The organism is Acidimicrobiales bacterium, assembly GCA_016716005.1.
In the GTDB taxonomy this organism is placed as follows: Bacteria; Actinomycetota; Acidimicrobiia; order Acidimicrobiales; family JADJXE01; genus JADJXE01.
The window spans coordinates 3155568-3168328 of the sequence record JADJXE010000001.1 but is presented as its reverse complement, the minus strand read 5'-3'; the positions used below and the strand labels follow the sequence as shown (position 1 = coordinate 3168328).

Annotated in this window: 12 protein-coding genes; 7 read left to right on the top strand and 5 right to left on the bottom strand. The window is 75.7% G+C overall.

Annotation, left to right across the window (positions count from 1 at the left end; all coding sequences use genetic code 11):
- Positions 1 to 13: 13 nt before the first annotated feature.
- A complete protein-coding gene (locus IPM45_15340; protein MBK9180912.1) occupies positions 14 to 529 on the bottom strand; it encodes a hypothetical protein in 516 nt (171 codons plus the stop codon).
- A gap of 102 nt (positions 530 to 631) precedes the next feature.
- On the opposite strand from IPM45_15340, the gene IPM45_15335 reads away from it, so the two are divergent.
- The 3 genes from IPM45_15335 to rarD are packed head-to-tail and all read left to right on the top strand — an operon-like array spanning position 632 to position 3709.
- Positions 632 to 1915 carry an LLM class flavin-dependent oxidoreductase gene (locus IPM45_15335; protein MBK9180911.1) on the top strand — a complete coding sequence of 428 codons (1284 nt, stop codon included), beginning with the start codon at positions 632 to 634 and terminating at the stop codon, positions 1913 to 1915.
- A complete protein-coding gene (locus IPM45_15330) occupies positions 1912 to 2745 on the top strand; it encodes an alpha/beta fold hydrolase (protein MBK9180910.1) in 834 nt (277 codons plus the stop codon). The genes IPM45_15335 and IPM45_15330 overlap by 4 nt, the downstream gene beginning before the upstream one ends.
- 34 nt (positions 2746 to 2779) lie before the next feature.
- Positions 2780 to 3709 (top strand): EamA family transporter RarD, encoded by a 930-nt coding sequence (gene rarD / locus IPM45_15325; protein ID MBK9180909.1) that lies wholly within the window; start codon positions 2780 to 2782, stop codon positions 3707 to 3709.
- Between the two features lie 30 nt (positions 3710 to 3739).
- Here the strand turns inward: rarD and IPM45_15320 are convergent, their stop codons facing one another.
- Both IPM45_15320 and IPM45_15315 read right to left on the bottom strand, forming a co-directional pair.
- Positions 3740 to 4549, bottom strand: a complete 810-nt coding sequence (locus IPM45_15320; GenBank protein ID MBK9180908.1) for a potassium channel family protein — start codon at positions 4547 to 4549, stop codon at positions 3740 to 3742.
- 60 nt (positions 4550 to 4609) lie between these two features.
- Positions 4610 to 6370 carry a GGDEF domain-containing protein gene (locus IPM45_15315; protein ID MBK9180907.1) on the bottom strand — a complete coding sequence of 587 codons (1761 nt, stop codon included), beginning with the start codon at positions 6368 to 6370 and terminating at the stop codon, positions 4610 to 4612.
- 127 nt (positions 6371 to 6497) lie between these two features.
- Here IPM45_15315 and IPM45_15310 point away from each other — a divergent pair, with 127 nt between their 5' ends.
- Entirely contained in the window at positions 6498 to 7460 is a 963-nt protein-coding gene (locus IPM45_15310; protein ID MBK9180906.1) for an LLM class flavin-dependent oxidoreductase, read from the top strand.
- A 28-nt stretch (positions 7461 to 7488) separates the two neighbouring features.
- Here the strand turns inward: IPM45_15310 and IPM45_15305 are convergent, their stop codons facing one another.
- Positions 7489 to 7692: a hypothetical protein gene (locus IPM45_15305; GenBank protein MBK9180905.1), complete on the bottom strand. Its 204-nt coding sequence runs from the start codon at positions 7690 to 7692 to the stop codon at positions 7489 to 7491.
- Positions 7693 to 7794: 102 nt separating this feature from the next.
- On the opposite strand from IPM45_15305, the gene IPM45_15300 reads away from it, so the two are divergent.
- From IPM45_15300 to IPM45_15290, 3 genes are all read left to right on the top strand, one after another.
- Positions 7795 to 8856 carry an inorganic phosphate transporter gene (locus tag IPM45_15300; GenBank protein MBK9180904.1) on the top strand — a complete coding sequence of 354 codons (1062 nt, stop codon included), beginning with the start codon at positions 7795 to 7797 and terminating at the stop codon, positions 8854 to 8856.
- A 25-nt stretch (positions 8857 to 8881) separates the two neighbouring features.
- On the top strand, positions 8882 to 9487 hold the full coding sequence (locus IPM45_15295; GenBank protein MBK9180903.1) for a DUF47 family protein: 606 nt from the start codon (positions 8882 to 8884) through the stop codon (positions 9485 to 9487).
- Between the two features lie 61 nt (positions 9488 to 9548).
- Positions 9549 to 11099, top strand: a complete 1551-nt coding sequence (locus tag IPM45_15290; protein ID MBK9180902.1) for a cell wall-binding repeat-containing protein — start codon at positions 9549 to 9551, stop codon at positions 11097 to 11099.
- Here the strand turns inward: IPM45_15290 and IPM45_15285 are convergent.
- On the bottom strand, positions 11080 to 12729 hold the full coding sequence (locus tag IPM45_15285; protein ID MBK9180901.1) for a hypothetical protein: 1650 nt from the start codon (positions 12727 to 12729) through the stop codon (positions 11080 to 11082). The genes IPM45_15290 and IPM45_15285 overlap by 20 nt on opposite strands.
- Positions 12730 to 12761: the final 32 nt, after the last annotated feature.

Here is a 12761-nt window from a genome sequence, read left to right as displayed (position 1 = left end):
GCCGCACCGCCGGTCACCACTCCCCCACGGTGGCGTCGTCGGGGTGGTGGGGGGCGACGCCCAGGCGGGCCAGGGCGGCGTCGACGTCGGCGCCGGCCACGCCCCGGCCCTCGAGCCACTGGCGGCCCCGCACCACCGTGGATCGGGGCTCACCGCACCACCAGCCCTCGGCCGGCCGCTCACACCCCGCGCACTCGACCGCGTGGGACCACGGGCCCCAGCGATCGGTGCCCCCGACGGCCCAGCGGCGGCACGACGAGAGCGCCTCGGCCGCCACCGTGGCCGGTGGGCACCCCATGGCGAGCAGCTCCGCCACCAGCGCGGCCCGGTCGACCCGTGGCGCGGGCCCGTTGTGCCAGAAGCGGAACCAGCGGGCCGCCACCAGGGCCCACACCTGCTCGTCGTCGCCCGAGAGGTGGCGCACGGCGCCCAGCGCGGCTCCGGCATCGCCCCCGTCGCGAACCTGCTGCAGGGCGGCGTCGAGCATCCCGAGGGCGGCGGCCACGTCGGCGGTCACGTCGGCGGTCACGGGCCAGGAGCGTGCCACCGGGCCGGTGCCCACGGCCAGCCGCCTAAGGTTCGGGGCCGCTGGGCGGTCCCGTACCGAGGCACCCGCCGAGCAGGGGGGACGATGAAGTCGGTCTTCTTCCACCTGATGCCCTACCCGCAGCTACCCGAGGACTTCGCGGCCCGGCACCGCTCGGTGTGGGTCGACCTCGACCCCGGCCTGTTCGACCCCGTCGTCGGGCACCGGGCGTACAACGACTACCTCGACGAGCTCGAGTTCGCGGCCTCGGTGGGCTTCGACGGCGTCGGCATCAACGAGCACCACGCCAACGCCTACGGGCTGATGCCCAGCCCGAACCTGTGGGCCGCCACGCTGGCGCGCTCGTGCCCGGACCAGGCCATCGTGGTGATGGGCGACTCGGTGGCCCTCTACAACCCGCCCCTGCGGGTCGCCGAGGAGCTGGCCATGCTCGACGTGGTCAGCGGTGGGCGGGTGGTCGCCGGCTTCCCGGTCGGCACGCCCATGGACACGGCCTTCGCCTACGGCATCGACCCGTCGACCCTGCGCGAACGCTACCACGAGGGCGTCGAGCTGATCCTGCGGGCGTGGCAGGCCGACGAGGTGTTCTCGTTCAACGGCCGCTACACCAAGCTCCGCTACGTCAACGTGTGGCCCCGGCCGGTGCAACGGCCCCACCCGCCGATCTGGATCCCCGGCGGCGGGTCGGTCGACACCTGGGAGTGGTGCGCCGCCAACGACCTCGTCTACTGCTACCTGTCCTACTTCGGCTACAAGGCCGGGCTGGCCACCATGCAGGGCTTCTGGCAGAAGATGGCCGAGCTGGGGAGGGAGCCCAACCCCTACCAGGCCGGCTTCGCCCAGTTCGTCGCGGTCGCCGACTCCGAGGCCGAGGCCATCGACCTGTACCGGGCTCCGGCCGAGTACTTCTTCAACCGCTGCCTGCACGTGTACGCGGGGTTCGCCGACCCGCCCGGGTACAAGACCGTGAACACGGTGCGGGCCGGCGTCGAGGGCATGGTCGAGCGGGCGGCGCGCGAGGCCACGAGCCGCGCCGCCGGGGCGGCCGCGGCCGGGTTCTTCAAGAGCGCGCTCACCTTCGAGGACATGATCGACAAGGGCTACGTGCTCCTCGGCTCCCCCGACCAGGTGGCCGAGAAGCTGCTCGAGGTGGCCACCAGCCTCAACGTGGGCCACCTCCTGCTGCTGTGCCAGTTCGGCGACATGGGCCGCGAGCTCACCCGCCACAACACCGAGCTGATGGCCACCAAGGTGCTCCCCCAGGTTCGCGGGCTGTTCGACGACACCTGGGAGGACCGCTGGTGGCCCCGGCCGCTCCCGGCCGCCGAACGCTCGCTCCCCGACCCCACGCTCGGCGGCGGGCGATGAGCGCCGCCCCCTCCCGTGCCGGCGCCACCCGCCGCGTCTTCCCCATCGGCCCCGGCACCGGCACCGGCACCGGCACCGGCAGCCTCGACGTGCTCGAGGCCGGCGACGGCCCGCTGCTCGGTCACCTGCACGGCATGCTCGGCAACCCCGGCGTGCCCCCGCTGGTGGCCGAGCTGTCGGCGCGCCACCGGGTGGTGGCCCCCTCGCTGCCCGGCTTCGACCGCACACCGGGGTCCTCCGACCTGCGCTCGATGCACGACTGGGTCGTCGCCCTCGGCGAGATCGTCGACGTCGCCGGCATCGCCGGGACCCCGCTCGTCGCCACCTCGATCGGGGCCATGCTCGCCCTCGAGCTGGCCGCGGTGCGGCCCGAGGCGGTGGGACGCCTCGTGCTGGTGGCGCCCCTCGGGCTCTGGGACGACGCCGACCCGGTGGCCGACCCCTTCGGCACCACGCTCGGCGAGCAGCGGGCGATGCTCACGGCCGATCCGGCCACCAGCGCGCCCTTCTACGATCTCGACCCGTCGCTGCCGGCCGGCGAGCAGGTCGAGGAGGGTGTCCGCCGGTACGTGTCGCGCCGGACCGTGGCCTCGCTGGTGTGGCCGATCCCCGACCACGGCCTGGCCGGCCGCCTGCACCGGGTCCGGTGCCCGGTCACCCTGATCTGGGGCTCGGCCGATCGGCTGTGCCCGCCCACCTACGCCCGCCGCTTCGCCGACCTGCTCCCCTCGGTCGCCGGCGTGTACTTCGTCGACGGGGCCGGTCACCACGCCGACTGGGACCGGCCCGTCGAGGTCGCCGCCCTCGTCGAGGCCGCGCTCGCCTCCTGACGGGCCGCCGACGGGCGGCCGCTAGGGTCGAGAGGTGGGCGAGCAACGCCGAGGGGTGGTGTACGGCCTCGCCGCCTACGTGCTGTGGGGGCTGCTCACCATCTACTGGAAGGAGCTCTCGGGGCTCTCCGCGGTGGAGCTCATCGGCCAGCGCATCCTCTGGTCGGCGCTGCTGCTGCTCGCCGTCCTGGCCGTCACCCGCCGGTGGTCCGTCCTCGACCCCTTCCCCCGGGACGCCCACCTGGTCGGGCGGATCGCGGTGGCGGCGGTGCTCCTGGCCGTCAACTGGACCACGTACGTCTGGTGCGTCACCCACGACAACGTGGTCGAGACGGCGCTCGGCTACTTCATCGCCCCACTGGGCACCGTCGTCATCGGCGTCACCGTCCTCCGTGAGCACCTGCGCCGGGCCCAGGGCGTCGCCCTGGGCCTCGCCGCGCTGGCGGTGGTGGTCCTGACGCTCGGCTACGGACGGGTGCCGGTCTTCGCCCTGATCCTCGGGGCCACGTGGGCCTGCTACGGGCTGCTCAAGCGGCTCGTGCCGCTCAACGCCCTCGGCAGCCTCACCGCCGAGACCCTCCTGCTCCTGCCCGCGGCGCTGGTGGTGGTCGGCGCCTTCGAGGCCTCGGGCGACGGCATCCTGCGCACGGGCACCACGGCCCAGGTGGCGCTGGTGGCGCTCTCGGGCGTGGTCACGGCCACGCCCCTGCTGCTCTTCGCGGCGGCGGCCAAGCGCGTCCCGTTCACCACGCTGGGGCCGCTGCAGTACGCCGTGCCCACCATCAACCTCCTGCTGGGCGTGGCCGTCTACCACGAGCCCATGCCGGCCTGGCGTCTCGCCGGCTTCGCCCTCGTCTGGGCCGGCCTGGCGATCTTCACCGTCGACAGCGTCCGGGCGGCCCGCCGGTCGCGAGCGCCGCACCGCCCCGAGCCCGAGCTGAGCCCGGTCCCCCTCGAAGGCTGAGCCCCGGCCGGATCACCGCCCGCGGGCGGCCTAGCCGGGGTCGGGTGGCAACCGGTCGGCGAGGCGCCGGTTGAGCTCGGCCAGCTGGTCGCCGAGGCGGCGGATCTCGTCGCGGAGGTCGTCGGGGGCCGGCTCGGCCTCGGCCGCCGACGTCTGGGCCTCGGCCGCGGCCTGCTCGGCCCCGATGCCGAGGAAGCTCGACAGCGTCGCGGCCAGGCCGCCGACCACGGCGATGCCGGTGAGCATGAGCGCCGTCGCCCCGAAGCGCCCGACCCTGGTCTCGGGGACGATGTCGCCGTAGCCGACGGTGGTGAGGGTGACGATGCCCCACCACAGCGCGTCGCCGAAGCTGTCGAAGCCGTTGTCGGGCCGCTCGGCCCGGTAGACGATGATCGTGCACACCAGGAGCGAGGCGCCGGCCAGCACCGCCACCCTGTTCAGCTGGCTCACGAGGCGGGCGGTCCGGCGGGTCCGCACGCCGACCACCAGGAGCCGGACCAGCCGGGCCAGCCGCAGGATGCTCAGCGCCCCGGTGCCGCCGAAGCCCGGGATCAGGAACCAGGGGAACGTCACGACCACGATCGACAGGTCGAACACGCCCATGCCCGTGCGCAGGTAGTGCCGCCGGAGGCGGACGTGTACCACCAGGTCGGCCAGGAACATCAGCCAGGACAGCACGTCGACGACGACCATGGGGTCGCCGCTCGCCTCCGGCTGCAGCGCACCGGCGAGGGGCAGCACCGCGGCCAGGATCATGAGGAGGCGGGTCTTGGCCTCCCACTGCTCGAGGCGCTGCTGGTCGCGCTCGGCGGCGTCGGCGACGGTCGGGGTCCCGCCCACGGGCCGCATCCTGGCTCGCCCGGCCGGCCCGGCCGTGGATGCCCCCCACCGCCCGGGTGGTTACGGCTGGCGCAGCGAGCCGTCGCCGTCGCCGACCGGCTCGGACTCCCCCAGCCCCACGTCCTCCCCGGCGACCGCGACGCGGTCGCGCCCGTTCGCCTTGGCGAAGAGCAGGGCCTGGTCGGCCATGCCGACCACGTCCTCGAAGGAGCGGCCGTCGCTCGACGACGCCACGCCGAAGCTGGCCGTGAAGGCCGGTGCCAGCCCCCCTCCGGAGGCGGCTCGGAGCTGCGCGCGCACCCGCTCGACGACCGCGACCGCCTCCGTGGCGGAGCAGTGCGGCAGCACCACGAGGAACTCCTCGCCGCCGTAGCGGGCAGGGATGTCGGACGGGCGGACGCTGTCGCGGAGCACGCGGGAGAACAGCCGCAGGGCGCGATCACCGACGTCGTGGCCGTGCACGTCGTTCAGCTCCTTGAAGCGGTCGAGGTCGCCGAACACGACGGCGTAGGGCACACCCTCGTGCTCCAGCTCGTTCACGGCGTTCTCCACGCTGCGCCGGTTCAGCAGCCCGGTCAGCGGGTCGGTGCGCGCCTGGGTCTCCGAGCGGGCGAAAGCTCGGATCATCCCGATGCGCTCGGCCCCCTTTCGGGCGACGAGCTCGACGCCGCTGACGGCGTCGGCCGCCAAAGGGTCGCGTTCGGGACCCACGACGTGGATCACGCCGACCGCGTTCCCGGCGATGCTGATCGGGGCGCACACCGCCGAGCACGGCCCGGCGGCCCGGTCCTTCAGCTTCGGGCACGCATCGAGCGCGTCGCTGCTCGCGAAGACGAGGGTCTGGCTGCTGTGCGCGGCGGGGCACTCGAACGGCGCGACCACCTCACAGCCGCCGACGGCATGCTCGGAGGTGGCGAGCACCTGGCGGAAGTGGGCCCGGCTCGAGTCCGCCACCAGCACCTCGGCCAGCCGGTCCGGCGCGGCCTCGCGCAGGGCACCCTCCACCACCCCGAAGGCGGCCTCCTCGTTGGCCGCCATCTCGAGGGCCCGCTGGAGGCGGGCCTCGAACTCGTTGCGTCGCAGCTCGGCCGCCCGGGCGGCCTCGATGGCGGCCAGGTCGGTCTCCCGCCGCCGGGTGGCCCGGACGTTCACGAGCCCGGCCACCGCCACGATCAGCGCACCCGCCGCCGCCGCCAGCAGGGCGTTCCGAGTGACCTCCTGGGCCCGGCGATGGGCGGTGGCCAGGGCGCCGGCGACAGCCGGCTGGTAGAGGCCGTCGCGGATCGCCTGGAGCTGGTCGTAGGCCCGCAGGAACTGGGTCTGGATCTCGGCCCGCTTGGCCAGCAGATCCGGATCGAGGGCGTCGTTGCTGCTGAGCAGGAGCAGCCCGGCGTCCTGGCCCAGCTCGTTGAGTCGCTGGAGCTCCTGCTCGTAGCGCTGTTGGGCGGCCGCCTCCCCCGGGAGCCCCACGGCCATGGCGAGGTAGTCGTCCCACGCCACGGCCACGGCCTCGTTCCCGAAGGCGGCCTCGGCGAAGTAGGCGCCCTGCGAGGTCGGGTCGGTGAAGGCGGTCCCCAGCTCGAAGTTCACCTGGGCGTCCACCATCTGGCGGCTCACCTGGTCGAGCTGACGCGCGGCCGGCGCCAGCCGGAGGTTCACCAGGTCGAGCTCCCGCTCGACCCGCCGCGAGGAGAGCAGCACGACCGAGAGCACGGTCACGCCGGTGAGCGCGAAGAGGAGGAACACCGCGGCGATGCGGACGTGAGGCCGGCGGAGGTACCCGCTGGGCGCCCCCCGGGGCGTCGGTGCACCCCCTCGCACACCTCGGATCCTCGGCCGCACATCCTCTCATCGACCCGTCCGGCGGCCCTCCTTGACGCAAATGAGCCACATGACCCAGGCCGTCGGGGCGCGCAGCCGCCCACGGTGGCGTGCCAGGCTGGCCGTCGTGGATCTCTCCGTCGCCTTCGCCACCGGTCCCGACACCCCGGACCACGTCGCCCTGGCCGAGCGGCTCGGCTTCGAGCGGGCCTGGCTCTACGACTCCCCCGCCCTGTACCCCGACGTGTGGGTCACCCTCGCCCTCGCGGCCGAGCGGACGGGTCGCATCGGGCTCGGGCCGGCGGTGCTCATCCCGAGCCTGCGCCACCCGATGACCACCGCCGCCGCCGTCGCCACGGTCGAGCGGCTGGCGCCGGGCCGGCTGGCGGTGGCGGTGGGCACGGGGTTCACGGGCCGCATGTGCCTGGGCCAGCGGCCTCTTCCCTGGGCCAGCGTGCAGGCCTACGTGGTCGCGGTGCGGGGCCTGTTGCGCGGCGACGACGTGGAGTGGGAGGGAGCGCTGATGCGCATGATGCACCCGCCCGGCTTCGCGCCCGGCCGCCCGATCGAGGTGCCGATTCTCCTCGGCGCCGACGGGCCCAAGGGCCAGCAGCTCGCCCACGAGCTCGCCGACGGCGTCTTCTCCACCGCGCCGGTGGGCGGCTTCGCGTGGTCGGCGCTGCTCACCTCGGGCACCGTGCTCGACCCGGGGGAGGATCCCGGCAGCCAGCGCGCCCTGGCCGCGGCGGGGCCGGTCCTGGGGGCCGGCATCCACCTGCTGTACGAACGCGGCAACCCCCTCGTCGAGGCCCTGCCCGGCGGCGCGGCCTGGAAGGCGGACATCGACGCGCTGCCCGACCGCACCCGTCACCTCGAGCTGCACGCCCTCCACATGGTCGGCCTGCAGGAGCGCGACCGGGCCATGGTGTCGGGCGACCTGGCCCGGGCCTTCACCCTCACGGGAACGCTCGATCAGCTGCGCGAGCGCCTCGCCGGCCTGGAGCTCTCCGGCGTCACCGAGGTCGCCTGGCAGCCGGCCGGGCCGGACATCCCGGGCGAGCTCGAGCGCTTCGCCGCCCTCCTGGGCTGATGCCGCCCCGAACCGGCGCCCGGCGGGCTCAGGCCGCCCGGGCCCGCGCTGCCGCCTGCTCCCGAGACCAGGCGACGGTGGCGGCCAGGGCCGCCTCGTGCGGCGTCGCGTCGTCGCCGAACGGCGCGGCGTACGCCGAGTCGTCGATCACGAACGGCCGCTCGTCCTCGTAGAGCATCTCGACGCTCTCGCGGGCTCCCGGCACGAACAGCCCGGCGCCCGGAGGGCCCACCGGGGCAAGGGCTCCACCCGGCCGGCGGTGCCCGCGGCCCGGTGCGCGGCGTCGACCAGCTGCCGGGTCGAGACGGTGGGCGCGCCGGGAACTCCCCCGGCCATGGCGGCCACCGCGGCCATCCCGGCCGGGCCGGCGGTCGGCGAGCAGAATCCCCCGGTGGACGGTCTGGTGCTGGCCGTGGCGGTCGCCTTGGCCTTCGACGTCACCAACGGCTTCCACGACGCGGCCAACTCGATCGCCGCCCTCGTGGCGACCCGTGCGGCCACACCGGGCCAGGCCGTGGTGCTGGCCAGCGTGTTCCACGTGCTCGGCCCCCTCCTGGCCGGCACCGCGGTGGCCGACACCATCGGCGGCCTGGTCGACGTCGACGCATCGGCCATGGTCGCCGTCGTGGCCGCCGGCATCACCGGTGCGCTCATGTGGAACCTGGTCACCTGGTGGCTCGGGCTCCCCTCGAGCTCGAGCCACGCGCTGGTGGGCGGCCTCGTGGGCGCGGCGCTCGTCGACGGCGGCGTCGGCGCGGTGGTGTGGGGCGGCATGGACGGCATCCACCCGGTGGGCGTGCTGGGCGTGCTGCTGGCGCTGGCGGTGTCACCCGTCCTCGGCTTCGCCGCCGGCTTGGTCGGCAGCGCCGCCGGCCGCCGGGCGCTGCGGCGAGCCCGGCGAAGGGCCGAGCGGCCGGTGAAGCAGGGCGAGTGGGTGACCGCCGCGACCCTGGCGTTCAGCCACGGCGCCAACGACGCCCAGAAGACCATGGGCCTCATCACCGCCATGCTGATCGCCGCGGGCCGCCTCGACTCGTTCACCGTGCCCCTGTGGGTCAAGCTGACCGCAGGGCTCTCCCTCACGTTCGGCACGGCCCTCGGTGGCTGGCGCATCGCCCGCACCCTCGGCCGGGGCATCTACCGCATCCGCCCGCTCGACGGCCTGGTGAGCCAGGGAGCGTCGTCGGCGGTGATCCTCTCGGCCGCCGCCGTCGGCGCGCCGGTGAGCACCACCCACGTGGTCGCCTCGTCGGTGGTGGGCGTCGGCGCCAACCGGGGGCGACGCCACGTGCGCTGGGCCGTGGTGCAGGAGATGCTGGCGGCGTGGGTCGTCACCATGCCGGCCGGTGCCACCGTGGCCGCCCTGGCCCTGCCCTTCTGGCGGTGGCTCTCGTGACCCCGCCCCTGACCGCGAGGTGCCCGTGAAGCGCTGGTTCCTGCCCCACACGCCCGACGTGCTCGCCCTGTTGCGAGGCCAGGCCGACATCACCCTCACCGGCCTCGAGGCGTTCGTCGCCTGGTCCGAGGGCCACCTCGAGAACGCCCAGCGTCTCCGCGACGCCGAGCACCGGGCGGACGAGGCCCGCCGGCACCTGCAGGCCGAGCTGCGGGCCGCCTTCAGCACCCCCATCGACGCCGAGGACGTCTACGTCCTGTCGGAGCGGCTCGACGCCGTGATCAACGGGGCCAAGGACGCGGTGCGCGAGGCCGAGGTGATGGGGATGGACCCCGACCCCGCCCTGGCCGACATGGCCGGCCAGGTCCTCGAGGGCACCCGCCACCTGGCGGCCGCCTTCGACGCCCTGCTGGTCGACGCCGACCGGGCCACGGCCGAGGCCGACGCCGCCATCAAGGCCACCCGGCGCCTGGAGCGGACGTACCGCAAGGCCATGTCGGCCCTGCTGGCCGAGGAGGAGCTGCGGGTGGTGATCGCCCAGCGGGAGCTCTACCGGCGCTACGCTCGCCTCGGCGAGGGGGTCGAGGCGGTCGCCGAGCGCGTCTGGTACGCCGTGGTCAAGGAGGGCTAGCCGGCCCCATGCACCGCCTCCGGGCTCAACTCGGGCACCCCGTCCGCCGATGAGAAGCCCCATGCGCCGTCTTCGCGCCGCGCTCGGCGCGTGCTGCGTCGGGCTGACCCTGGCCGCCACCCTGATCGGGGCCGCCGCCGCACCGGCCGCGGCCGCCGTGATCGACCCGGGCCCCGTACGCCCCCTGGTCTTCCCGGTCGTCGGCGAGGTCTGGTTCGAGGACTGGTTCACCGCCCCGCGCGCCAACGGCCCCCACCACGCCCAGGACCTGATGGGCGACAAGATGCAGCCGCTCGTCGCCGTCGCCGACGGCGAGATCACCCGCATGCCGCTGCCCGAGCCCGCGTACGGCTACCTGCTCGAGCTCACCGCCGACGACGGCTGGGTGTACCGCTACCTCCACATCAACAACGACACGCCCGGCACCGACGACGGGGCCGCGCCGCTCGACGACGTGTTCGGACCAGGGATCGAGGTCGGCGCCCACGTGGTCGCCGGCCAGCTGCTGGCGTACCTGGGTGACAGCGGCAACGCCGAGGACGTCGGCCCGCACCTCCACTTCGAGATGGAGGACCCGGACGGCAACGTCGTGAACCCGTACCAGTCGCTGCTCGCCGCCGAGCACCTCGACGCCCCGGTCGAGGTCCCGGGCCTGACGGCCACCGGCGGCGGCGCGACCGGCAGCGCCCCAGCCGGATCCGCCGCCCTCCCCCGGCTGGCCGGCAGCGACCGGATCGGCACCTCGGTGGCAGTGTCCCAGCGGGCCTGGCCCGCCGGTGCCGCCGAGGCCGTCCTGGTCCGGGGCGACCGCTACGCCGAAGCCCTCCCGGCGTCGGTGCTGGCCGGCACCCGTGACGCCCCCCTGCTCCTCGTGGGTGACGGCGGCCTCGCCACGACCGTCCGCAGCGAGCTGTCGCGGCTGGCCCCCCGGCGGGTGACCCTCGTGGGGAGCGTACCCACCGCCGTCGAGGGCGACCTGCGCGCGCAGGGCTACCAGGTCGAGCGCATCGGCGGGGCCGGCGACGCGGTGGGGACCGCCGTCGCGGTGGCCCACGCGGTCGGTGCCGGCGACGGCACGGTGGTGCTGGTGAACGGCGATCGCTTCGCCGACGGCGTCTCCGCCGCCGGGCTCGCGGCCTCGCGAGGCTGGCCGATCCTGCTCTCGGGCGACCGGATCATCCCCCAGGAGTCGGTCGACGCCTGGCGCGCCCTGGGCGCCAGCCGGGTGGTGCTCGTGGGCGGCACCGCCGTGCTCGGCGACAACATCCTGCACTTCGTGCCGGGGGGAGCGCGTCTGGCCGGCGCCGACCGCTACGCCACGTCGGTGGCGGTGGCCGAGCAGATCGTGGCCGCCGACCGGTCGGTGCTCGGCCACGTCCACCTGGCCACCGGCACCGCCTTCCCCGACAGCCTCACCGCCGGCGCCCTCGCGGCCCGCACCCACGGGCTCGTGCTCCTGGTCGACGGCAGCGCGGCCGGCGCGGACGACGAGACCCACGCCTTCCTGGCGGCCCGTGCCGGCGAGGTGGGCGAGGTCGAGGTGCTGGGTGGGCCGGCCGCGGTGAGCGCCGCCGCCGTGCAGGACCTGGCCCTCAGCGTGCGTCGGGGCTGACGCCCGCCGCTGGCGCCCGCTGCCCGTTCCCCGACACCGTCCGGGGCACCTCGCGCACCGCCGGACGCGGGTGAGCCCGTCCGAGGGTCACCCCCTCGAGGGTCCCGGCCAGCAGGCCCACCATGCCGGCCCCGCTCACCGACAGGTTGGCGCGGGCGACGGCACCTGCGGGCGGGCCCAGCACGGCCAGACCCCCTCCGGTGAGCGACGCCCCGAGGGCGAGCACCGTGCTCGCACGGGCGACCCGCCGGGCCGCGGATGCTGCGGCCAGCACGAGCACCGTGTCGTCGAGGCCCGGACCCAGGAGCACGTCGGCGGCCAGGGGCGGGCGGGGCGTGCGGCCCAGCAGGCCCAGGCCGAGGTCGGCGGCGCGCAGCCCGGCGTTCGAGCGGGCCGACAGCAGCGCGACCACCGCGCCCTCCTTCTGGAGGGCGTGGATCGAGCGCACCAGGTCGGCCCCGCCGGCGACCGTCCGGTCGACCCCGCCCGCCGGCGCCAGGCTGGGGCCCTCGACGGCGAGGATCACCGCCAGCCCCGCACGACGGCCGGCCACCACCACCGGATCGAGCGACTCGCCCTCGAGCAGCCGGGCGTCGAGGACCAGCGTGTCGATGCGGTCGAGGCGAAGGAGCGCCCCCCGATCGAACACCACCACGCCCCGCCCGGCCAGGTCGCGGCCCAGCTGGGCGGTGAAGCCGTGGGCGGCCAGACGGCTGGCCCGCGGGAGCCCAGCGGCCAGCATGGCGGCCGGCACCCTGACGTCCCGGGTCACGCCCAGCGCGACCACCCCGGCACCCAACGACACGAGCCCGGCCCGGTCGGCCCACCGCTCGGCCACACCCTCGGGCAGCGGCACCGGGCGGGGGAGATCGGGCACCGGCAGGTCGGCCACCCCCGTCTTGGCCGGGAACAGCTCGGGCTCCCTGGCCAGCCAGGCCCGCTGGTGGGCCAGCCGCTCGGTGAGCAGCGTCAGGCGCAGGGCGGCGTCGACGGCCAGCCCGATCACGTTGCCGGTGAGCGCCTGCGTCGCGGCGTTCGTCACCGGCAGGACGACCTCGGCGCGGGCCACCCCGAGGGAGCCCTCCACCACCGCCCGCAGGCGGGGGGCGCCCTCCACCAGGGCCACCGCCACCCCGACGGGGCGCGGCAGCCGCGGGGCCCGCACCGCCCGGCTCGCCACCGCGACGCCGATCCCCACCAGGTCGGCGCCCAGCGCCACGGCCTGGCGCCGGGCCGGGCCGGGGTCGCCGGGGTGCTCGGGCCGGCCCGACAGCGGAGCCCCCACCAGACCGTGCTCGGCCTCGGCGCTCTCGACCGCGTCCACCAGATCCCCGGCGCCCTCGGAGACGTCGAGCTCCTCGCCGCCTTCCTCGTCGTCGACTGCACCGGCCAGCGCGACCACGACCGTGCCGACGGCGCGGTCGACCTCGGCCCACCGCACGCGCCCCAGACGCTCCAGCGCAGACTCGACCGCGCCGGCCAGGCCCTCGGCCTCGGGCCGGCCCACGCCCCGGAGCTCGATGTGCACCCGGCCCTCGCCCGAGGTCCACACTCGTCGGGGTCGCTCCCCCGGGCCGTCGACCCCCACCGCACCGGCCACCCGGGCCAGGGCCTGGGTGACGATCGCCACCGGTGCCCTCAGGACGGGCGGTCCCGCCGGAC